Source organism: Saccharicrinis carchari (assembly GCF_900182605.1).
Lineage (GTDB): Bacteria > Bacteroidota > Bacteroidia > Bacteroidales > Marinilabiliaceae > Saccharicrinis > Saccharicrinis carchari.
This window is the reverse complement of sequence record NZ_FXTB01000014.1, coordinates 22,601-44,719: the sequence shown is the minus strand read 5'-3', so window position 1 is coordinate 44,719 and position 22,119 is coordinate 22,601. Positions and strand designations below refer to the sequence as shown.

At 39.2% G+C, this 22,119-nt stretch carries 19 protein-coding genes and 1 pseudogene; 11 read left to right on the top strand and 9 right to left on the bottom strand.

Features of this window, described 5'->3' with window-relative positions; genetic code table 11:
• Positions 1-13: 13 nt before the first annotated feature.
• Positions 14-2,980 carry a SusC/RagA family TonB-linked outer membrane protein gene (locus FN809_RS16945; RefSeq protein ID WP_142534722.1) on the bottom strand — a complete coding sequence of 989 codons (2,967 nt, stop codon included), beginning with the start codon at positions 2,978-2,980 and terminating at the stop codon, positions 14-16.
• A gap of 864 nt (positions 2,981-3,844) precedes the next feature.
• Here FN809_RS16945 and FN809_RS16940 point away from each other — a divergent pair.
• The 4 genes and pseudogenes from FN809_RS16940 to FN809_RS16925 form a co-directional block, all read left to right on the top strand.
• A complete protein-coding gene (locus FN809_RS16940; RefSeq protein ID WP_185957606.1) occupies positions 3,845-4,306 on the top strand; it encodes a LytR/AlgR family response regulator transcription factor in 462 nt (153 codons plus the stop codon).
• A 629-nt stretch (positions 4,307-4,935) separates the two neighbouring features.
• A complete protein-coding gene (locus tag FN809_RS16935) occupies positions 4,936-5,154 on the top strand; it encodes a hypothetical protein (RefSeq protein ID WP_142534720.1) in 219 nt (72 codons plus the stop codon).
• Between the two features lie 215 nt (positions 5,155-5,369).
• Positions 5,370-5,828 (top strand): hypothetical protein, encoded by a 459-nt coding sequence (locus tag FN809_RS16930; protein WP_142534719.1) that lies wholly within the window; start codon positions 5,370-5,372, stop codon positions 5,826-5,828.
• 252 nt (positions 5,829-6,080) lie between these two features.
• Positions 6,081-6,473 (top strand): annotated as a pseudogene (locus tag FN809_RS16925) (transposase); the annotation flags it as partial.
• A gap of 69 nt (positions 6,474-6,542) precedes the next feature.
• Here the strand turns inward: FN809_RS16925 and FN809_RS16920 are convergent.
• The 6 genes from FN809_RS16920 to FN809_RS16895 form a co-directional block, all read right to left on the bottom strand.
• Positions 6,543-6,800 (bottom strand): hypothetical protein, encoded by a 258-nt coding sequence (locus tag FN809_RS16920; RefSeq protein ID WP_142534717.1) that lies wholly within the window; start codon positions 6,798-6,800, stop codon positions 6,543-6,545.
• 85 nt (positions 6,801-6,885) lie between these two features.
• Positions 6,886-7,146 carry a hypothetical protein gene (locus FN809_RS16915; protein WP_142534716.1) on the bottom strand — a complete coding sequence of 87 codons (261 nt, stop codon included), beginning with the start codon at positions 7,144-7,146 and terminating at the stop codon, positions 6,886-6,888.
• Positions 7,147-7,253: 107 nt separating this feature from the next.
• Positions 7,254-9,431, bottom strand: a complete 2,178-nt coding sequence (locus FN809_RS16910; protein ID WP_142534715.1) for a M4 family metallopeptidase — start codon at positions 9,429-9,431, stop codon at positions 7,254-7,256.
• 288 nt (positions 9,432-9,719) lie between these two features.
• Complete coding sequence (locus FN809_RS16905; protein WP_142534714.1) at positions 9,720-10,322, bottom strand: hypothetical protein; 603 nt, start codon at positions 10,320-10,322, stop codon at positions 9,720-9,722.
• Between the two features lie 553 nt (positions 10,323-10,875).
• Positions 10,876-11,823 carry a homocysteine S-methyltransferase family protein gene (locus FN809_RS16900; RefSeq protein ID WP_142534713.1) on the bottom strand — a complete coding sequence of 316 codons (948 nt, stop codon included), beginning with the start codon at positions 11,821-11,823 and terminating at the stop codon, positions 10,876-10,878.
• 27 nt (positions 11,824-11,850) lie between these two features.
• Positions 11,851-12,630 carry a sterol desaturase family protein gene (locus FN809_RS16895; protein ID WP_221929463.1) on the bottom strand — a complete coding sequence of 260 codons (780 nt, stop codon included), beginning with the start codon at positions 12,628-12,630 and terminating at the stop codon, positions 11,851-11,853.
• A gap of 116 nt (positions 12,631-12,746) precedes the next feature.
• Between FN809_RS16895 and FN809_RS16890 the strand changes: the two genes are divergently transcribed.
• From FN809_RS16890 to FN809_RS16870, 5 genes are all read left to right on the top strand, one after another.
• Complete coding sequence (locus tag FN809_RS16890; protein WP_185957605.1) at positions 12,747-13,358, top strand: TetR/AcrR family transcriptional regulator; 612 nt, start codon at positions 12,747-12,749, stop codon at positions 13,356-13,358.
• Between the two features lie 204 nt (positions 13,359-13,562).
• Positions 13,563-13,775 (top strand): thioredoxin domain-containing protein, encoded by a 213-nt coding sequence (locus tag FN809_RS16885; RefSeq protein ID WP_142534711.1) that lies wholly within the window; start codon positions 13,563-13,565, stop codon positions 13,773-13,775.
• Positions 13,776-13,948: 173 nt separating this feature from the next.
• Positions 13,949-14,377, top strand: a complete 429-nt coding sequence (locus tag FN809_RS16880) for a DsrE family protein (RefSeq protein WP_142534710.1) — start codon at positions 13,949-13,951, stop codon at positions 14,375-14,377.
• Positions 14,378-14,665: 288 nt separating this feature from the next.
• The gene (gene bla / locus FN809_RS16875) at positions 14,666-15,418 is read left to right on the top strand and encodes a subclass B1 metallo-beta-lactamase (protein WP_142534709.1); all 753 of its coding nucleotides are present in this window, start codon (positions 14,666-14,668) and stop codon (positions 15,416-15,418) included.
• Positions 15,419-15,450: 32 nt separating this feature from the next.
• Complete coding sequence (locus FN809_RS16870) at positions 15,451-16,269, top strand: NERD domain-containing protein (RefSeq protein WP_142534730.1); 819 nt, start codon at positions 15,451-15,453, stop codon at positions 16,267-16,269.
• Between the two features lie 322 nt (positions 16,270-16,591).
• Here the strand turns inward: FN809_RS16870 and FN809_RS16865 are convergent, their stop codons facing one another.
• Positions 16,592-18,523 (bottom strand): TlpA family protein disulfide reductase, encoded by a 1,932-nt coding sequence (locus tag FN809_RS16865; protein ID WP_142534708.1) that lies wholly within the window; start codon positions 18,521-18,523, stop codon positions 16,592-16,594.
• Between the two features lie 427 nt (positions 18,524-18,950).
• Here FN809_RS16865 and FN809_RS16860 point away from each other — a divergent pair, with 427 nt between their 5' ends.
• Complete coding sequence (locus FN809_RS16860) at positions 18,951-19,364, top strand: Hsp20 family protein (protein WP_142534707.1); 414 nt, start codon at positions 18,951-18,953, stop codon at positions 19,362-19,364.
• The gene (locus FN809_RS16855) at positions 19,357-19,611 is read left to right on the top strand and encodes a hypothetical protein (RefSeq protein WP_142534706.1); all 255 of its coding nucleotides are present in this window, start codon (positions 19,357-19,359) and stop codon (positions 19,609-19,611) included. Before FN809_RS16860 ends, FN809_RS16855 begins: the two co-directional genes overlap by 8 nt.
• Positions 19,612-19,715: 104 nt before the next feature.
• Here the strand turns inward: FN809_RS16855 and FN809_RS16850 are convergent, their stop codons facing one another.
• Complete coding sequence (locus FN809_RS16850) at positions 19,716-21,941, bottom strand: sensor histidine kinase (protein ID WP_142534705.1); 2,226 nt, start codon at positions 21,939-21,941, stop codon at positions 19,716-19,718.
• Between the last annotated feature and the right edge of the window lie 178 nt (positions 21,942-22,119).

Below are 22,119 nucleotides of genomic sequence, written 5' to 3'. Positions count from 1 at the left end.
TAAAAGGTGACAATTAAAACAAAATATTGGCGCCTAGCACAAAGGTTCTGGGACGGGGATAAACAGCATTGTCGATACCATTAAAAACCTCCGGATCGACACCCTCGTAGTCAGTAATCACAAATATATTTTGTGAGGTGAGCGACAAACGCAGATCCATTTTGTCATTGAACAGCTTTTCAAAGCTATAGCCCGCCGATACGTTGTCTAACTTAACAAACGACGCCTCCTGTACATAGTAATCGGAGTGGGCTTGCTGATGTTTGAAGTTGGTGTTTAAAACAGAACGGGGAACGTTTTGCAAGTAATTGGAGTTGTACACATATTGATAATTGGCACTACTTGCCTGCAAATCGTTATACATGTAATTTCCCAGGCTGGCTCTGGCCGCAAATGAAAAGTCCCAATTTTTATATTCTGCACGCGATGAAAATCCAAGTATAAAATCAGGTGTCGAAGATTTGTAATGATACATGTCCTTTTCGTTTACCAGACCGTCGCCGGTTCTGTCAGCATATAAGCCTTCAATGGGCATACCCTCTCCGTTATATACCTGTTGAAACATATAAAAAGAGTTGGCCGGCTTGCCCACGGAATTTATCTTGGCATAACCGCCAATACCGGTGGATATGCCACCTGTCTGCACGCCGTTATAATCCGGATTGTCCACATTGGTCAGTTTGGTTATCTCATTCACGTTGCGCGAAAGGTTAAACCCGATTTCCCAGAACAAATCCTGCGCAACGATGGGGCGTACATTTAGATTAAATTCAATCCCTTTGTTTTGGAGCGTACCGACATTGGTTAAAATTACGTTGGTAAAATTGGTACCTGCAGCAACAGGAATTTTGTTAATCAAATCTTTTGTTTCTCTCTGGTATAATTCAATGGAGCCATTGATACGCTCGTCAAGGAAACCATAATCAATACCTACGTTAAAAGTAGTTGTTTCTTCCCATTTTAAATTGGCATCGTAACCGTTCGGGCGAGCCATGGTCACCCATTCGTTGCCCATCAGATAGCGAGCGGTTCCCCTACTTAAATTATACTTAGCTAGATAAGGATAATTATCGGAGGTGATGTATTGTTGTCCTGTGATACCGTAGCCTAATCTTAGTTTTAGGTTAGATACGGCATCTATATTTTTCAGAAATGTCTCTTCCTTTAAGCGCCATGCTAGAGCCAACGAGGGAAACATGCCCCAACAGTTATCTTCCGAAAAACGCGAAGTACCATCCTGGCGAACTGTCACAGTTAGCAGATACCTGTCTTTTAAAGTATAGTTCATCCTGCCGAAAAAAGATACCAAATAATTTTCGGTAGGTGTTATCTGCTCCGGTGTAATGAGGTAAGCACCGTTTACACTAGTGGCTTTCACCTCATTCTCGCGCCAAAAATGTTGCCACGAATAGCCGCCCATTACATTAAGTTTACTGTTGATAGAAGGAAGTTGTTTTTCGTACTTCAGGTAAAAATCCAACAGCTCATTCTTTTTGTCCTGCCCATAGCTCCTGTCCTCGCCGCTAATATCGGAACCGTCGCTGGCCTTCCGATAGGCAAAGGCAGCCTCTTCGGGAATAAACACCGTGCCGTCACTCATAGAGTAATCGTATCCCATGTTTAATGTAACCGTCAGTTCGGGCAAAAAATGGAAGCTATAATCGAACTTGGCATTGCCGATACTACGGTAAACCTCTGAACGATCCTGCCTCTGCTGCAAAAGAGCCAATGGATTTGAGGTGGCCAAAGTACCGGGTTTATTGCCGTCCATCCATGTAAAATAGCCACCGTAGTCACTCGTTTGGTCATAAACCTCTTGCGTGGGATCAAATAGCATGGCAGTGTTAATAGCTCCATTGTCCGTAAAACGGTTTTCGATATACATTCCTTTTAGGTTCAATTCCATCTTAAGATGATTATCAAACAAAGATGGACTGACACTTAAATTGGCCGTATAACGATCCAAGCCTGATGTCTTCAACAGTCCTTTTTGATTTGAATAACCCAAAGACAAACGGAAAAGGGTGTTTAACTTGCTCCCCGACATACTAAAATTATGATCATGCCCGAACGACGTTTGGAAAATCTCCTTTTGCCAATCCGTATCGGCGTGCCCCAGCAAAGCTCGTGCATTGGAGCCTTCACCGTAACGGGCTGAAATAAGCTGACGGTAATCGTCGGCCGAAAAAGTTTCTATTTCGTTGGTACGGAATCCTACCGAAGCATTGGCGTTGTAATTGAATTTGAGACCTCCTTTGGCGCCTTTTTTTGTGGTGATAATAATTACGCCGTTAGATGCCCTGGATCCATATATGGCGGTTGCAGAGGCATCCTTCAATACCGAAAATGATTCGATATCATTTGGATTGATGGTATTTAAAGGGTTTCGCATCCCCGATACCCCATCGTTGTCGATGGGTACTCCATCGATAATAAATAAAGGGTCGTTACTTGCTGAAAGTGATGATCCTCCACGGATACGGATAGTTGCCGCGCTGCCGGGCTCTCCGCCAGCAGTAGTTATCTGTACACCCGAGGCTTTGCCCACCAAAAGATCTTGAGGCGAGGTAATAGCTCCTTTGTTAAAATCTTTGGTGCTCACGGAGCTCACGGACCCCGTGGCATCGTCTTTTTTGAGCGAGCCGTAACCGATCACCACCACTTCATCAACACCAAACACTTCGGACTCAAGCTCTACAATGATGTTTTTTCCGTATACAACCACCTTTTCTTGGCTTATAAATCCTATAAAGGAAAATACCAATACATCGCCATCCTTGGCCGCTAACGAAAAGGTTCCATCGGGCCTTGTGATAGTACCAGTGGTGGTATTTTTCAGGATTACCGTTACACCGGGCATCGGTTCCTTGTTTACGTCTAAAACAGTTCCTTCAATGTTGACATCCTGACAAAAGGCCAAAACGCTCAAAAACATTAATTGTACTGTAATGTACATCTTAATTTTAGATAATCTCTTCATTTACACTATGTTTTACATTCTGATTATTAATTAATTACATACAGCTTCGCCTTAACCTTATCCTTTGAAGCTAGGCTCAATTTATTATAACACGGTTACGTTGAGTTGTCCTTTGTTTAATCCCTGCGATTCTGCTACAATGTTAAGTTTCCTTTTTTACTACCCGCTTTTAGCAGCATAGTTGCTATTCCAACTTTCGCTTCCATGGGGTTTATGCCAATCAACTCGGCATCCCCCTACAACTATAAAGGTGATGATAATTTTTGCGTCGGGGACAATAGTCCCATTTGTATCCACAACCGCTACGTACAGAAATACCACATCGTTGCAGCCATGTTTAAAAAGTTTGTTGATTTCATCTGTCCACACTAAAATACCATTTGGCTCCTGTGGTATTCGGTGCGAATGACTAGCGGCTTGTTCGTTGTTGATAAAACCTTTGGCAGTAATGTTATCTTCGCTCTTAACAGATATGGATGTGCTGCTGGGGTTAATTTAGTTTTCATTAGATAGAGTTTAATCAGGTCTTTTTCTTATAATGCTGCCATTAAGACTTTATTCTCTTGCTTCAATTCCTGCACACCTTTGATTAGTTCATCATTGTTTTTAGAGTTATTCATAATTAATTTGAGATTAGAAAAGAAACATACAATTATTAAAAACTCTACAAAAGTATTTCCTCATCCACATATATCAAAGCGTTTTGCACATACAACAATTTGTAAGGTACGAATGACATCACGCAAATCAGATGTTAGAAGTCTGTCGAATTTATATAAAAGCTTAAATTTGTGAGAGCGTAAATTAATGTATTAAATGATCCATTTCGTGCTCAATTTCTACGAAAAATCAATAATTAAACATTTGTTGTATTCGTTTCATTTGTTTTTTTGGGGATTGTCTGGGGATTGTCCGATATTCCCTTGGAACATCATATATTTAAAAGAGTCGAAGTTTCGAAAAAAACAACAAAAAATTGAACCAAGAAAAGATTCTTTAAAAGAAAATCCTTTAACTCCAACTCTTGACGTTAAGGTAGAAAAGACAATCCATAAAGTATTACTGAAAGACATTTTGTTTATTGAAAACCAAAGAAATAACATTAGAATAAAACTCGCAAAAACTGAATTAATTGTACGACACAATAGTTCAACCATGGAAAATCTCGTTCCTAAAGATGCGTTTATACGAGTACACCGTTCGTGTATTATTAACCACGGAACAGTTTCTTCTTTCTCTCCAACCAAAATCGAAATTGATGACGTTTCAATTCTGGTTGGAAGGAAGTATAAAGATGTGATTAAAGAAGTATTAGAATACAATTGAATTACGGAATTCTTATTTCTTTTAGTAAGAATGACCAACAATGAGCAACCAATGTCAACTATAACTGAATATACTACAACGAAGTAGATATGATGAGTAGCTTTAATGCTAGTAATCCGATTTCGTGATAAGAGAATCGAATTCATCAGTCTTAACACTTAGCCTCAGCATCGACACCACCATCGTCCAAGAGCGGTTAGCCTTTAATATTTTTGCGGAATTTAAAGGGAAACTGATATGGGAATGAACCATGGCTAGCTTGCAAGCGGCTCGCGAATGCGGTAGGAATTATTGCCCGAAGCCAAAAAAAATACTTATACATGGTAAGCCTCAGTTTGCAGCGTATTGTAAAAGTAAAGTTTTTTTTCCAATCCGGAAGTGACGACCAGGGAGTTGGGATATACTGACCGATTTAATGGCATAAAGCGAACCTTGATAGCCAAATTGTGCGTATATACTCATAATCGAAGTAAAAATAGAATAAACTGTGCTATATCTTAATCTACTCATATACTGTTCTGTATTAGTCCTAAATCATAGGTTTAGACCACTTCTATAGTCTAAACCTATAAGATTGAACGATTGTCGTTGCCTTTTGATTTTAATTTGTAGAATAAGTATTAAAATGTATGGTTTATATTAAAGGAGAAAGAATAAAACTAATAGACCCGATATCAATAGAACATGTTACAATATTTAAACTAACGGGAGAATGTCTTTTTGATAAAAAACTGCCTATTGATGAATATTTAGATATTCCAACTTTTGGGGGTGAAACTCTTTTGGTAGTAGTAATCACTAAAACAAAAATTTCTCAAACTTTTAAGATCTATTATGCAGATGCATAACTTTACTCTTGTAGAGTACGATGTTTTTTTTCCGAAATAGCAGAATGAAAAATACTAGTTGATAATACCCCACAGAGCTGCTAAAATGACAAATAAATTTACATCTATCAGTACAAAACCTTAAAACTTATAAAAACTGCAATTTTACAAATATCAAGCCATCATTATAAATATAGCATTAATAAAAATCTTTTAAACATCTAAAATAAATAGTCATGAAACACAAAATTTTTATCGCTACTGTCCTATTGTTTACTTTTTCAACGCTTTGGGCAAAACAAAAGATGGAAGGAAACACGTACACCACTTTTGGTAACTACACGTTAACTGAGACTGACAACGTGGTTGTTATTAACAATGTAGCCTATAAAACTTGGGATCTTTGCTATCATAAATGCAAAGAAAAATATCAAATCTTATGCGCACCATGCAATATAAAAAATTGCTATTTTATTGTGCGTGGCGAAAATTTCGAGGTCCAATACTCCAGCAACAACAATGGATTTGGGGCTAGACTGGTTGACAAGTCATTACGTTCGGTTAAAACGAAGGTGGTAATGAATAAAATTGATAGAAACGAACTGATTAATCAGGGAGTTTTAACCAACAAAGTTCAAACCTCCGATGGATATTTAGGTTTAATCGCTTGCTTTATGCCGCTATTATTTGTGTAATATATATAATGAAATCCCACTTGCAAAAATAGAAATAAACTAAAATTAAATGTCTTTTATTGATCTGCATTTTTTGCTTGACTCATCGATAGTAAATGGACAAGTCATTTAATAGTTAATTCGGGTCTGCTGTTTTTATATAGCTACTCCAGTAACGTGTTGATAACTAAGCTTAAATGTTGATAAAAAGGCTTGTCCTGATTGGCACAAATGCATGATTTTTATTAAATTATAGTCAAAACCCTTGCAGTTATGATCAAATACACGCCTCAAAATCAGCTATCGTTAGAATTATTCAAACATCCGTTCGAAAGCGAACTGGGCGTGAACAACAGGTGGGTTGTCCTTGCCAAACTGGTACCGTGGAACGACTTAGCCAATGTTTATTGCAGCAAACTGGATGCCACCTCGGGACGCAAAAGCGTTGACGTAAGGACGGTTATTGCCGCACTCATTGTCAAACACAAGCTGAAACTGGACGACAGGGGGACTGTGGACATGATTGCCGAAAACCTTTACCTGCAATACTTTTGTGGGCTGAAAGCGTTCACGACCAAGCCGGTATTCGATGCGAGCCTTTTTGTCGATATCCGCAAACGAATGGGCGGTGGATATTCCGGAGCAACTTTATTCCTCAAAAAAGCACTTTAAGGAGTCAGCATCCGCCGGAATGTCATGCTAAATTCATGACTTCAACCAACGTTTGCTAAGGGGTCAGCTTGCTCCGGAATATCCATTCAGCCGGCGTTTTCCGGATTTCACCACAAAATTATCGAGATAAGATGCTTCCGGTTCTTTGGATCGAGGCATCGGATCATCCCCTGCATGGGCCCGGCTGTATAAAATATAGTAAATCAGGTTGATAAGCACACAGAACGTTCCTGCCACAGGCAATTCGAGATAAAATACGGAACTGTCGCGGAGTTTGATGCCGATGAAAGAAAGATAAATGATTTCGAGACCAACGATCACTCTACAGGCACTATTATGCCCAGAACTATTTACAGGACAATTCGTTGTCTGTACCGGGTATTCCAGTCGAATCTCTTTTCCAGATTCAGAAAAGAACACGAAAGTACCAACCCGTTAAATATACACAAGTTAGCGCAAAAGCAATATCGGAATAGTAACTGGGGATATGGAGCAACTGGTCAAAGGTGTTGTCGTTGCCAATATGAACCGCCAACAAAGCCAAAACGGGGTAAACCCAGATGAACATCCACCTGTCGTTTACCCCTGTTTTGTCTTTGAAAGAAACCATGGCACAAAATAACAAAAACCGTTTTAGCGGCATAGCCGTATTCGCTTTTGTGGGCATATTAAATTAAAAAAAGCGAAACCCCTGCCTGACGACAGGGGCCGGAATTATTGGAGGGATGAACCGGGTGCAGGGACAAACCAGAAGAACCCTGGGTTAAAGTTCGGTTAACGCTTCACCACGATTTTTCCGGTAATAACTTTTTCCGGGCTTCCTTGTATTTTATAGGTAACCCGCACAATATAAACCCCTTCTTGCCAGCCGGATGTGTATATTTTTGTACTTTTCCCTCGCAGGCTGGTTTTCTTTGTTTTCAACAATTGGTTTGTGCCATAAATCTCCATGTCCCATACGATGGCCTCATCAAAACTTTTTTCTTCCGACACCGATTCGATGGATAGGGTGGTTTCGCCAACTGTGGGGTTGGGGGAGATGGCTATTGTAGGGATGGACTCTGGGTGCAAGAACACGGGAAGAACATAACCTGTGCGTGTGAAATAACTTCCCCACCCGCACAAATTCCCTATACGAACCTTTACTGTAAATGGTATCTTAGTATCTGTCGCAGTCGCCGTTTTTACAGTTAGTGAATTAGTTCCCTGCCCATTTAATATTGTGCCACCTGACACTTCCCAGTCCCAGTCATAGGAAATATTTTCAAATGCTGTGCTGCTGGTTGCAACGAAACTGTAATACTGATTGCTGCCAAATTCCATTCCGTTCGAATTAAAATAACGCATCCAATCCGGGGCTGAGGGGAACCCCATCCACAAATCGTGTCGCAATTCAATGCTATGCCCTGATTTGTACACAATGGTAGCCGTAACATGGGTACTACCGTGCAGAAAAAAACCATTATGACTCAGGACATTAAAAGTGCACGAAGAGGTATTTTGTCCAGAAACAAGAACCAGCCCTACCCCCTTTTCCCAAATGATAGAATCGACCGCCGGCAGGTTGTTGATGTTATAAGTGTATGTTCCCGGCTCACAGATAAGCGTAGGACCGGTAATGGTTGCTGTTATCTCATTGCCAGGAACTCCTACCGCGTTCCAGGCATTGGCGACCTGTTTAGATTCATTCGAACCTAAGCCATAAATATTTTCTGCAGCTATTATCGTCGCATTCCTGAAATCAGAAAATTGACTCTCGAACAGTAAGAAAGGTAGTGCATTAAATACTATTTTTGCTCCTTTATCGATGCCTATCCCATTTACATTGTAATATGTACCATGATCGTTATTGCCACTTCCTCCCATTGAGAGCAAGTACATCCAATGATTAATTACTCCATTATTAACGTGCACTCCTCCATTATTTGCATAACCTCTAAAAAAATATAATCCTTCATACGTATCTGGTTGGCCATTTAATGGAGTTGAAGAACTTCCTTCAAAATGAAAACCCAAACTATTCGGGTCTCTAAATGAGCGCATCAATTTAGGATCGTTTTTTATAACATCTTCTCCCATCGTTTCGATACGATGTTCATTATAGCCTTCTACGTTGTATTGAATCGCACGAGCAAAAATATCCGAAATTCCTTCTAATAATGCTCCAGATTCATCATGATAGGACGACGGATCACTTAAACCATTTGTATACTGATCGGATATATGGTGTCCATACTCATGTCCAATTATGTCAACGGAAGCCGCATCTCTACAAAATGGCTTATCTCTTGAGTAAATAATACGATTAGATGTTGGATTATATAATGCGACTTCATCAGATGGCAAATCATAATCTGTATTTGCCCGTAAAACCACAGACCAATTAATATTAGGAGCTGACAAAATATTTTTAAAGTAAAGATATGCCCGTTGTCCTGCCCAATAGGCAGAACCTACAATTTTAGTCATAAAGTGACTATTTTGACTTGGTGAGTCATCCTCTTTATACCACATGTTAAGATCGCCTGCATACAGTGTGCCTGCACCAACCTGTCCATATAAATAATTCCACCAAGTATTTGAGCTACCAAATATATTATGTGTCTTCTCAGTTTTGAAGTAAGCTGTTTGAAAACCATTATATAGGGTTTCAAATGTATCTGTACTAATTGTGAAGCGCTTGGAATTTAAAACTTCGTGTAAAAGATCGCCGTTTTCTGCATCAATATGAATTACATATTCTAATCCATCCCTTATTATAGCTACTTCTTGAACTAGTATAAAAAGATTCTTTATTAAAGAATCTTGTATATAGGTTAGGTCAGAAGATAAGATGGAATCACTTTTAGCAATTTCCTTGATGTTTTTTGTGTTTACCTTATTATCCTTTCCGTAAAAGATTATATCTTCTGGTATTCTACTGCTGCAGTGTTTTATCTGGCCGTCTTTCATTAGTAGTGTAACAAAGCATCCTTTTACCTTAATTCCTTTAAAAAACACATCGTATAAATAAAAATCTAAACCTTCTTCCGTTTTTATAATTTCTTTCTCAACATAATCAAGTTTCGTTGTCTGAAAGTATTTATCATTCTTAATTATTTCCTCAAATTTATTTTTAGAATTTATTTTTAGACTTAAGATCTTCTTTATGCCACTTGATTTTAATTTTGGTAGAATCAGATTTCATGCTGAATATGTTAAATGAAACCATTAATGTGACTAGTAAAACAAATGTATTTTTCATAATTCCAACAATAAGTTAATATTTATTCCAATATTATTAATGTCAATATTATCATTCTTTGCTTTTCGACAAAATCCTCCGATACTTAACTCAGCATTATCCCCTAACTGAATAAAGGTTCCAAAGCTAAATCCATACATGAAATTATTGAACTCTATTTTTCCTAAATAAGGGGAATCCTTGAAATAATAATTAGTTAATTCTCTTGTCTCGTTACGATAAATTCCTGAAATCTTCAGATATGGATTAAGCTTTCTTCCTGCTCTATGTTTGTACTTAATCGAAAAAGGAACAAGCAAAAGTTTCTTTTCTATTTTACTGATATAAGGCGTTGCATCATAAACAAATGAATTATCTGTAACTTTATCATAATTAAACCATTCCAATTCTACCTCAAAAGAAATAGAATTGGTAATAGCATAGCCAATAAAGGGAGCAATAGAACTAATAGTTTCGTCATTATCACTCATTTTATTTTTTTCAACAAAAAAGTTATTGGAAAAACCAATAAGCCATTTTGTTTTGGTTTTTTCTGTACCAAATGCATTTACACAACCAATTAGTGACAGAAAAACATAAAAAATAAGTTTGTTCTTCATGATAGTATCATTTTAATATGTGTTATTAACAATAATTTTGTATTAAATATTATTCCATTAATATGGAATAATATAGTAATGTAAGCTGAAAGGTTTATTTACCATGGTGGAGTCATAATGTAAGTTTTTTTAATGTTTACAAAAGTATATTATCCAATCTGATGAAGGCTCTCCTCCAGCTTTTTAAGTAAAATGTTACAGGCTTCGTAACTCTTTATCTTCAAAAACTAACTACTGAACCAGTCAGATGCAATTCTATGTATCCTTTTATTACATAAGATATGCTAATTTAAAAAAAAGGTTGCGCTAAATAACATGAGTTTTGTCAGGGATATAAACCCATTCGATGAAACCATGCAGGAACCCTCGCTGCATTACGATTGTAGCGTGTGGAACAGTTGCCAAATTATTTTACAGTCGGTATTTTAGAGCATTTACCTACATAAGTGAGAGAACAAAGACGAAGCTATTTGTTGAATGGAAATAAAAAAAACGAAAAAGCCTGCCTGCGGTCAAACCACAGGCAGGCAAAGCATCAAAGCATCCCATCCCGTTAGCCATCCATATTGAACAGGTTTTCACAAATCTCCTCAATATGGGTGATATCCGTCCCGCAGCATCCGCCAAATACTTTAATGTGCGGATGCCGGTTTTTAAATATGCCGTACCATTGGGCCAGTTCTTCTTTATCGCCCGACTCCAGTACGGGCGACTCGTCCAGTTCGGCGTGGCTCTTGCACGAGGCATTGGCACGGATTCCACAGATACGCTCCGACAACCCGTTCAAAGCGCTTAGCTTCTGCTCAAAGTGTAGGGGATGTGCGCAGTTGATCATAAAGTAAAGTGCATAGCTGTCCGTCAGGCTGTCGATTGCCTCTATGGCCTCCTGCAGCGAGTGCCCGTCGGGCAGGTTGCCGTCCATCTCAACGGTAAACGATATGACCGTCGGCACGTTTATATCCTTGGCGGCCATCACGATGCCCAGAGCCTCCTCTTTACTGTTGATGGTTAAGGCGGTTACCATGTCCACGCCGCAATCCCTCAGGGTTTTTATTTGCGGCGAATGATAGGATTTATAGTCCTCCCAACCGTCCTTGTTTACTGCATAGCCATCGTACCGGGGCCCGATGCAGCCACTCACCAATATGTGATCGATGGATTCCAAGTATTCCTGCCTGAGTTCTTTTACCTGTTCAACCGCTTGTCGATTGACCTCGGCCAACTCCCGTTGCGTATAGCCCAGCGTAGGCCCCCAGTCGGAATGGGCCCTCCAGGTCACGCTCTCGAGTATAAACCCGGTGTTGTGTTTCGCGGCCATATCGAGGTATTGCCTGAAATAACGATCTATAGCCTTGCGGTGTAGGGGATTTTTTAACAGATCGAAAGTGGCGAAATAAGGGATGTCGATACCCTGATGAAAAATCAAGGTGGTCTCCATGCCGCCATCGGTCAGATAGTATTTTTCGGGTAATAAAAGGTTGTTTTCTTTAAAGTTCTTCATAACTTTTATATTTTGATAGTTTTTACTTTATCCATGATTTTGTTTCGTTACATCCTTAAACAGCAGCATGTCCAACACCTTGTTTGATGCCCCGAGATAGTACCCGGTTTCGTGGCCATAGGATTTAGGGTTTCTAAAAGTCCCGAACATCATATCGATCAACGGCAAATCGGTGTAGTTGTACTTGTGGATACCTTTGGCATGGTGCACGTTGTGGCTCTCGGGGCGCTGGACGAGGTAGCCGATCCACCGTGGCGTGTTGATGTTGGCATGCTGAAAAATACCGAGGAAGCTGGTCGTGAGGATGATGATGGTTATCGCCTGGGGGGCCAATCCCATGATCAGGGCAAAACTAACGGAACCTACCAACGACAACCCTATCATATCGTTGATGCTGAACATAAAAGTGCTGGGCACGTCGATCCTTTCGGCGCTATGGTGTATCTGGTGCGACACACGGAACAAAAAATCGGATTTGTGCATGCTTATGTGCCAACAGTATTGAACCAACTCAAAAACAAAAATACCCAGTAACACCTGCGATATCAAGTTTAGACTGCTCAAGTCCATCAATTGGTACTGTGCAAAAAAACCGTCCCACAGCAAAGGGATATAAGTGGTGAAGAGCACAAAGGCCAGAAAGAAAATCGAGCCCCGCAATCTCCAGAACCTTATCCTGGGCAGCTCACGGGCCGGAAAAATCGCTTCCCATAGCAGCAAGCCGGCAAGAAGGGCATATACGATCAAAGAAATGGGATCCGAGAGAATCTCAAACGGGGTGGGCAATTGCGAAATAAAATCTTCCATAATTCATGTTTTTAATTAATAATGAGCCTGCATTTAAACAGACTGGTTGGTACAAATATAAAAACTTTTTTATTGTACCAACTGGTTTGTTTAAAATAAATTCCTATATTTGTGCTATGGCACGAGACGGAAAACCCACGAGGGACATAATATTGAGCGAATCGAAGAACCTGGTATTTGAAAACGGATTTTCGGGCACCAGTATTGACCTTATATTGCAAAAGGCCGGCATTACCAAGGGAGCGTTCTTTTATCATTTTAAAAGCAAGAACGCCCTGGCGAAAGCCATGATAGAAGAGTATGCCAGGGAGGATATGGCACACATGAACCATGCGCTGGAAAAAACTAGGCAAACGGGTAGGGATCCCCTTCACCGGCTTTTGGAGTTTATTCAGGAGTTTATCGACATGATGACGGATTTAAAATCCCCGCCCGGTTGTCTGTACGCCTCTTACATGTACGAGCCCAACCAGTTCAGCCCCGATATAAAGGCGCACATCACTGAAACGATACTATCGTGGCGCAAGACTTTTGAATTTTTGCTCCGTGACGTTTTGGAAGAATACCGCGCACCTGAAAATGTTGATGTCCATTCGCTGGCCGATATGTTTACCGTAATTTTTGAGGGTGCATTAATCGTGTCCAAGGCCCTTAACGAGCCCGACGTGACCCATAAACAACTGCTTCACCTGAAGAATTATTTTGAGCTGCTTTTTGTGAAAAAGTGAAAAACGCTATCTCCCTTTAGGTACGGTTAAAAGCAGAATTTTTACTTTTCGGAAATATTAAAAAAATGAAACAGGCTATGGTTTTTTTTAGTATGTGGCTTGGTTTTATTTCGGCAATTATAGCTAAAAAGCCTACGGTACTGTTGGTTTTACCGCGGGGGCTGGTACCCATATTGCAATGCCGATCTTTCCGAAATACAAGGAGTGCAAAGCGAAGTAGTTAAATTGGGCTATCAAATTGTGGCCATCAGCTCCTATTCGCCCGAAAACCTGCAAGCAAGCGATGGGAAAGATAAACCGGATTACAGCCTGTATTCCGATGCCGACGGAAAATTTATCCAATCGCCTGGAATAGTGCTTAAAGCACCTGACAAATACTCCGGAATGTTGAATGAAAAATTGGGAGGTTTAAACTGAAGGCTTCCTACTGGTTCCATCCGTGTTTATAGTTGATACTTCAGGGAAAATACTGTTTGAGCACATTAACCCTGACTACAAAACCGGATTGAGCGCCGACCTATTGATGGCTGTGTCGAAAGAATTGAAAAACGAAAAAAAGTAAACAATACCCAAGACTAAAAAATAGAATAATGAAAACTAAAATTTTACTTGCCATATTAACCACAATTTTGTTTTTTGATACTACAAAAATTATGGGGCAACAAGAAAAATCCGAAAACACGCCTGATAAACTGGTAATAGTCTGGACCAGTGACGATCCGTACCTGGCCGAAAGAATGGTATTAATGTATGCGCATGCAGCTAAAACAGCTGGTTGGTTTAAAGAGGTAACGGTGGTTATCTGGGGACCTTCGGCAAAAATGGTTGCCGAAAACCTGAAAATTCAGGAGAAACTGAAAGCCATGCAAAAAGACAGGGTGGAAATTCAGGCCTGCATTGCCTGTGCTACAGCCTATGAAGTAGTCGATGAGCTCAAAAATCTCAATTTTGAAGTTAAAGGAATGGGCAAACCACTAAGTGATTACCTGAAAAGCGGGGCAAAAGTCATCACATTTTAAGAACGCCAGCCTGATGGCTACAAAAAAGAAATGATTGGGGCAAGTTAAAGTAACATTTGCATAATCGATTCCTATGCCTTAATTAGTTTCGTATACCTCTCCCTTATATATTGCTTGGATGAGCGAAGATAATGGGAAGAAGAAGAATGACAAATAAAGCACGGATACCGACCCCAATTGGGAGGGTAAACAAAACTTACAATAAGGATATATACGGAATCATTTGTTTACCTTTACGTTGTGCGTCATGGTAGAGCAACATCCTGCCACCTCTAAACCGATAGAAAAATGATAAAAAAGGAATTTTTGATATTAATATTCGGACTGATTGGGTTATTTTCATCTAAAGCACAGACCAATGAAAAAATCGTGATTGATAATGACATTCAATTGATTCATCTTCAAGATTCTGTATATATCCATGTGACTTGGCATCATCTTGATAATTTCGGACGATTTCCATCAAACGGACTGATTGTAATTAAAAACGGACAGGCTCTGATGATTGACACACCAATGGATAATTATAAAACCGAGAGATTAACAAAGTATTTGAAAGATTCTATGTCTGTTGATTTGGCTAAATTGATTATTGGACATTTTCACGATGATTGCATGGGTGGTTTGGGTTATTTACAAAGTATCGGAATTGAATCAATTGCAAATTCAATGACAATTGAGAAATGCAAAGAGATCGGATTACCTATTCCATCAACATCTTTTACTGATTTGTTGACATTTGATTTTAACGGAGAACTAATTGATTGCCGATATTTTGGAGCGGGACACTCATTTGACAATATCACGGTTTGGATTCCGTGTAAAAAGATTCTTTTTGGCGGTTGCTTGATAAAGTCAATTAATTCAAAAGGACTGGGTAATATGTCTGATGCTTTTGTAAATGATTGGGATATGACAGTTGAAAAGGTAATGAAAGAATACCCTGAGATTAATACAGTGATTCCAGGACACGGAGATTTTGGTGGTATTGAATTATTAACACATACGATTGAATTAGTTGATAAAGAGAAAAATAAGTAAAAACCAAAATACAAAGAAGATATATTCAATAGATGAAATATATAACTGCCGTTAGATTAATTTTTTTAAACTCTTCACTTAAATTGAACGAACTAATAACATACTTTTTACTCCTATCAACTTTATATATTTTATTCATTGCTTTTAAGAAATACTACTTGCCAAAAATTCTTGGAAGATTAGGAGAATATTATGTTGCAAGAACTTTAAAAAGATTAAATAAAAAAGACTACGTAGTTTATAACAATATTTACTTAAGAAATAATGGAAATACATCTCAAATAGACCATCTAGTGCTGTCCATATATGGAATATTCGTAATTGAAACTAAGAACTATAAGGGTTGGATATTTGGAAATGATAGATCCAAATATTGGACTCAAATACTTTACAAAAAGAAATATAAAATCTATAATCCCGTCATTCAAAACTGGACACATGTAAATTTTCTTAAGCGCATTTCCTTTGAGCTAAAAAATTCAAACTATTTTCCCATTATCGTGTTTGCAGGTAACGCAAAACTGAAAAAAATAGTTTCTTCTGTACCCGTCATTTATAAACGTAAGCTCATAAGAACTATTAAACGAAATAAAGAAGTTCACATTACACATGAACAATTGGCAAAAATTGACAGGACAATCAAACAATCACTGATCTCTGGAAAAGTCATAAAAAAAGAACACATAAAAAATGTAAAAAGGAATATTAAAAGGAAGAAAGCCAAGAGACGTGGAGATTCAAATATCTGTCCAAAATGCGGAGGGAAACTAGTGATTAAACAGGGGAGATATGGATGGTTCCAGGGTTGTTCTAATTACCCAATTTGTAAATCCACTAAAAATGTCAAATAATTAGCTTCATCAAATCGAATTCCAAGACCTAGATAGTCTCGCAAAACCTCCTAAACAGCTTCTGACTTGGCGACATTATTTACAGATCAAAGTTACTATCAATAGGCCAGCCTGAAACAACAACTTTGAACCATATCGGGAGATGGACAAAATAGCCTATGGGTTTCAATCTAAGCGACAACAGCATTGTTGGCCGTTTTAGCAGCTATGTGGTCACTGCGCCCAAAAGAAGATTTTGCAGCCAAAGCCAATTCTGCTTGTATTTTTTGTGCAAGCAGAATTGGTCCGGCCCTTGGACAAGTACTTGAAAAAACCTAAAGGTTTAACCCAATCCTTTTTTTATAGCAGCTTCAAGCGTGGCCACACCGGGAAAGCCCGTATGCTTTTCTATTTGTTTTCCTTCCTTATCGAACACAAAAAACGTAGGAATGGCCGAAACCTTATACTTGTCGCGCAAATGTTGCATAAGGGCATTGTCAAACCGGTAATGCTGCCCATCAATTTTTTGAAGATACTCACTCCACAACCCAATCGGGGATGAACCGTCCGTAAAATATACAAATACGACATCTTTATCGGCCATACTCTTCTTCAGGGGCGTCATCGGTTCGATAGACGCAATACAGGGGCCACACCAAGTTGCCCAGAAAGCCACCACAACCACTTTTCCCCGGTGCTGTTCCAAAATTGCCTCCAAAACCTGACCGTCCTCTACTTGCGGCACCTCATTGATAGTGAAATCTCCCCCGGAAGCCTTCTTGGCGGACTCCACCATCGCGAGCATGCGGTCATTATCATCTATTATCAACCTTGCGAGTGCCGGATTGCTCATCAATGCAAGCATTTCCTCCTTGTTCTGCTCATCCAGGGCACCCTTCCGTTGAATGGCATCTGAAAAAAACCGGGCACATGCCAAATCCATAAAGAGTGCATTCTCACCCAAAACGGCTGGCACATTTTCTTTGAGATACAAAAAATGCTCTTTTGCCGAAGCATTCTGTGTTTTCAGCTGCAGATGGTTAATTTTTCGGTATCGGTCAACAGCCATGGCTCCTTGTGGAAACAAAAAACCTTTGTCCTCAAAAAAGTTGGCCAGGGACGAATAGTAATCGGGACCGGGTTTTTCCACTTCTATCTCAAGTTCGTGCCACCTTTCACGGGGCAGACCGCTGGATTTTGATTTTACAAATCTGACAAACCCCTCATAGGACAATAAATAACCAAGGGCCTCCATCCGGTATTTAGCCCTTAAAATATCTTGTAGCTTATCTGAATTTCCCTGGGACCGCCCCTCCCCCATCCTCATGTCTATCTGCTGCTCAAGATACGCTTTCAATTCCATAGGGCTCTTCTCGGCAGCGGCCTCCGACAGCTCATCAAAACCGACCAACATAGATTTTTCCAGTAAGATAAGATCAGCGCCGGACATGCCTTTCATGTCTACCGTATAATACAAAGAATCGGAAGCTTCTTTGTCGTTGCGATGACGCGACTCGAAACGACTTTTCCTTTTCAGATCCATAACAATCCTGGTTTCTTCCCCCGGAACCAGCAAAACGGCTCCCATATTTGCTAAATGCCACATTTGGGGGAGTCCCGGATATACCTCTCCGGAGAAATGGCCATCTGCCGAAATACTTATGGAAGTCTGATCGTTGGTCAATGAAAACACATTTAATCCATGCAATACCAACTCATCGCCGAACGCTTCCTCACTGTATCCCAATATGGTACCGGAAATCCTGGCCGGTTCATCGGAAAAGGTCATGGCAGGGAATTCCATGTCCCTTTTACCGGAGCCTTCAAATGTTAAACCATCCATTTTAATCTTTGAGCCGGGCAAGAGATGGATGCCCCATATTTTGAAACAATTCTCACAATCGCTTTCTATAAAATCAATCTTGGTTATTCCCTCGGGAAGCGGAGGGAAAAATAGCTTAAACGAAGCTTCGCCACTTTCCGGCAGAAAAAATTCCGTATCAAGCTCCAGGCCTTCGGCATGGGAAACCAAAAGGCGTTCTTCGCTACCGCTCTCACGTATATATGTATCCGATGCGATTCTTATCCACCATTTCGGCCTGTAAAAAGCATCGAAATGAATGACGGTGGAGGAGTCTGTCAATTCAATTTTATCAATTTCTATAGCTGTGCTGTTCCACACCTCGAAAACCGGACGTTCAACCACGTCAGGTCTTTTGGGGCTACAGCTCCCTAACAGAACTATTCCCGCGATGGTCAAAACTAAGTTTTTCATTTTTGAATATTTGTCATTTATATTAAAATTATCTCAATATACAAAAAAACTTTCACATAATTTTTTTTATTCCAAAGTCCTGTGCGGACAATGTGAGATCGTAAAAATAAGAAACGGCCTAAAGCTGTTTCTTATCTCTTTATATCCTGATGGATGTACTATCGTTTGCCGTTTTCGCAGGTAGGCTTCACCTCCAAGAATCACCCTACGTGGATAATCCGGACTAAGTTGACCCCCCTATTACACTAGTTTCGAGGCTATGCTCTCTAACTTGTTGTTTTCCCATGTGAATAATCCCATTCCGACAATTGACAAAGACATCCTATGGTCAACTCCCCTTTATTGTATTGCTATCTAATTATTTATGTCGTATCTTGTAAACATACAAATATCACTTTGTATTCATTTCAAGTTTATTCTAATACCAATGATAAAGTATGACCTACATACAGGAATGTGGTTCTGTCCCTTCTCCAAATGGACGTGGGAAGAAAAGAAAGGAATAAAAATACCAATAGAAGAGTATATTTCACAAAATCCGGATACTTGTAAATTTGAATATATTGTTTCTAATATTGCAGACGAAGATATCTCGATTGAAATAACGTCCAATGAAATTTTGCTGAGAGCCCAAAGTGAGATTATAAAAGATGTAGAACCTGCTAAAGAAGGAATACCCTCCTTCTTGTTCCGTAAAAAAATAGTTATTTCGGACGATATGGATCTGGACAAAATGGTTTTTGAGCATAAAAAAAAATCATTGGCCTTAGTTATCCCCAGAAAAGATTCACCTGATAACTGTACATTTACCACCTCGTTTAAAGAACCTTATTATGGATAAAACATGTTATAATGATGGCAGCAGCATAGACCAAAATTTTATTCCCACGATGTTAGACCATCAAAAGAAAGTATTAGAGGAGGTTGGCAACAACAAGGAAAGGTTTAAAAGGGAATTAATAAAGTCATTGCAATGGATTTCTTCACGGGAACATACCCAACTTAAAATCTGGGTTATCAAGAATTTTTGCTACAAATACCCCGACATCATTAGTCGTATTTTTAAAATTGATACGGCTTGCACATAGTTTATGTATTAATAAACCATAAGAATCAAGATGTCTTACGCTCTCGATACCTCCTCCCTATCACCTTATCAATGGACCGTTGAAACCTGCTGTGCGGTTGCCGTTTATTCCAATGGGAAATTACTGTTGTCTGTAGGCACGTAGGGAATTGAAAAATAGAACGTGCTTCCTTTTCCTACTTCCGAATTGATCCATATCCTGCCTTTGAGTGCATCAACATAAGCTTTAACAATAGAGAGTCCCAGTCCTGTGCCTTCATACGTCCTTGTAAGACGTAAATCGACTTGCGTAAATCTATCAAAAATTAATTCTTTGTGCGTTTCAGAAATTCCGATACCGGTATCCTTTACAAAAAATACAAGCTCATCTTTAGCTAAGTAGTTTCCAATTTCGATATGGCCTGTTTCCGTAAATTTTAACGCGTTGTTTGTTAAGTTCACCAGAATATTGCCCAATTTGGTTTGGTCAGTTTGTATATCTGCCTTTTTCCCGGTCAGGCACGTTTCTGACAATCGTAGGTCTAAACCCTTTTTTAAAGCCCGGGCTTTAAAGGAAATAATATTCTGCTGTATTAATTGGTGAACATTAACTGCACTTGTGTGAATATTCTTAACGCCTGATTCTATTTTGGAAATCTCCATAATATCATTCACCGTATTCAACAGTCTGGTTCCGCTTTGATTGATGACTTCCACAAATTCATTCCTCGATTCTGGTTCCAGGTCCGGTTCCTTTAACAATTCCACAAAGCCAAGAAGCGAATTCATCGGTGTCCTTATCTCGTGTGATATATTTTGTATAAAGGCTGTCTTGAGCATGTCACTTTCCTCCGCTTTTTCTTTTGCCGCAATCAGATCTTGTTCAATTTTCTTTTGGCTTGTGATGTCTTCCCCGAAAGAAACATAGTTAATTATATTCCCATATTCATCAACTATGGAAGAGATTGTTTTACGCTCCCAATAAAAATCCCCGGACTTTCGCTTATTGATTAGTTCTCCTTTCCACACCTTGCCTGAGTTTATTGCCGCCCACATATCGACATACACCTGCTTGTTCACCTTAAACGATCTCAGGATGTTGGGATTCCTCGTTATAACTTCGTCTTTTCCGTATCCCGTAATTTCGGTGAATTTTTGGTTGACATATTCGATGTTTGCTTTATTGTCCGTAATAATAATCGATATCGGACTCTGCTCCACGCCCTTGGAAAATATCAATAGTTCATTTTCCTTCATTTTTCTTTCCGTTATATCGATAAATACACCTCTGACAGTAACGATCTGGTTGTTCTCGCAAATAGGCTGAACGTGGCTTTCTATCCATACAATATCATTGTCGGGCAATATACATCGAAATTCTTGTATGAATATTTTCCGACACTTGATCAACCAATCCTTGCCGTCTATAATTTTATGTCTGTCGTCGGGGTGCACCAAACTTTTTAAAAAATCAAAAGCAAGATCAGTATGTTCCAGATCAACTTTTAAAAGATGGAACATATTCTTGGACCAACTGCAAATGTCCTTGACCGGATCATACTCCCAACTCCCCATATTGGCAACGACCTGGGCTTGTCGCAAGGCATCCCTTTTTTTTAATATAGCAATTTCGTTTGTTTTCCGTTCCGTAATATCAACATTGACCCCCCTGAGCTTAACCAGTTTATCGTTAATGTAGTATGGCTGAATACTATTCTGCATCCACATGATCGCATTTCCTGGTAGAAGTACACGAAATTCAATTTCAATCTTGTTTTTGAGGCCCAACAATTGCTCATATGCCTTGGCAATAACAAATTGATCGTTTGGATGTACCCTGCCCATAAAATAATCGTACGAGGGAACGACACTGCCCGGATCCGACCCAAATAAACGATACATATTATCAGACCATTTGGTAACATTGTTTAAAATGTCCCATTCCCAGCTCCCCATTTTAGCTATTTTTTCCGAATGACTTATTTGTACTTCATTTTCCTTCTTGTCGGTAATGTCAATCACCGAAGAAAAGATCGAATAGTCAGCGTCACCTTGTTCATCGGGAAGCAATACAACGAACAAGTCACCCCAGATTATTTTGCCGCTTTTGTGTATGTACCTCTTTTCAAGCCTATATTCGGTAATTTCCCCGCCCGACAATTTCTTGGTCAGCGCAATGTCCGTGTCGATATCATCGGGGTGAGTAATCTCCGTATATTTTTTTGATGCTAATTCTTCATTTGAATAACCTGTAAAAGCAGACCATGCCGGATTGGCATATAATATTTTGTTTTCAAGACTAACTTTAGCAATACAAATTGGGGATTTCTCGATCAGCAGTTTAAAATTCATGATTGTATGATAATATATAATTTGAGGATCGTTTAAATGTTATTAGAGCTTAGGGTTATAACTTGTAATAGATTTATGTATAGTTTTGATCAACATATTTAGTTTTGATGATCAGGATATTAAGAAAAGTAAAAATATTAGAATAGGTGCAGGAGGTATTTGTATTGTGCAAAGATTA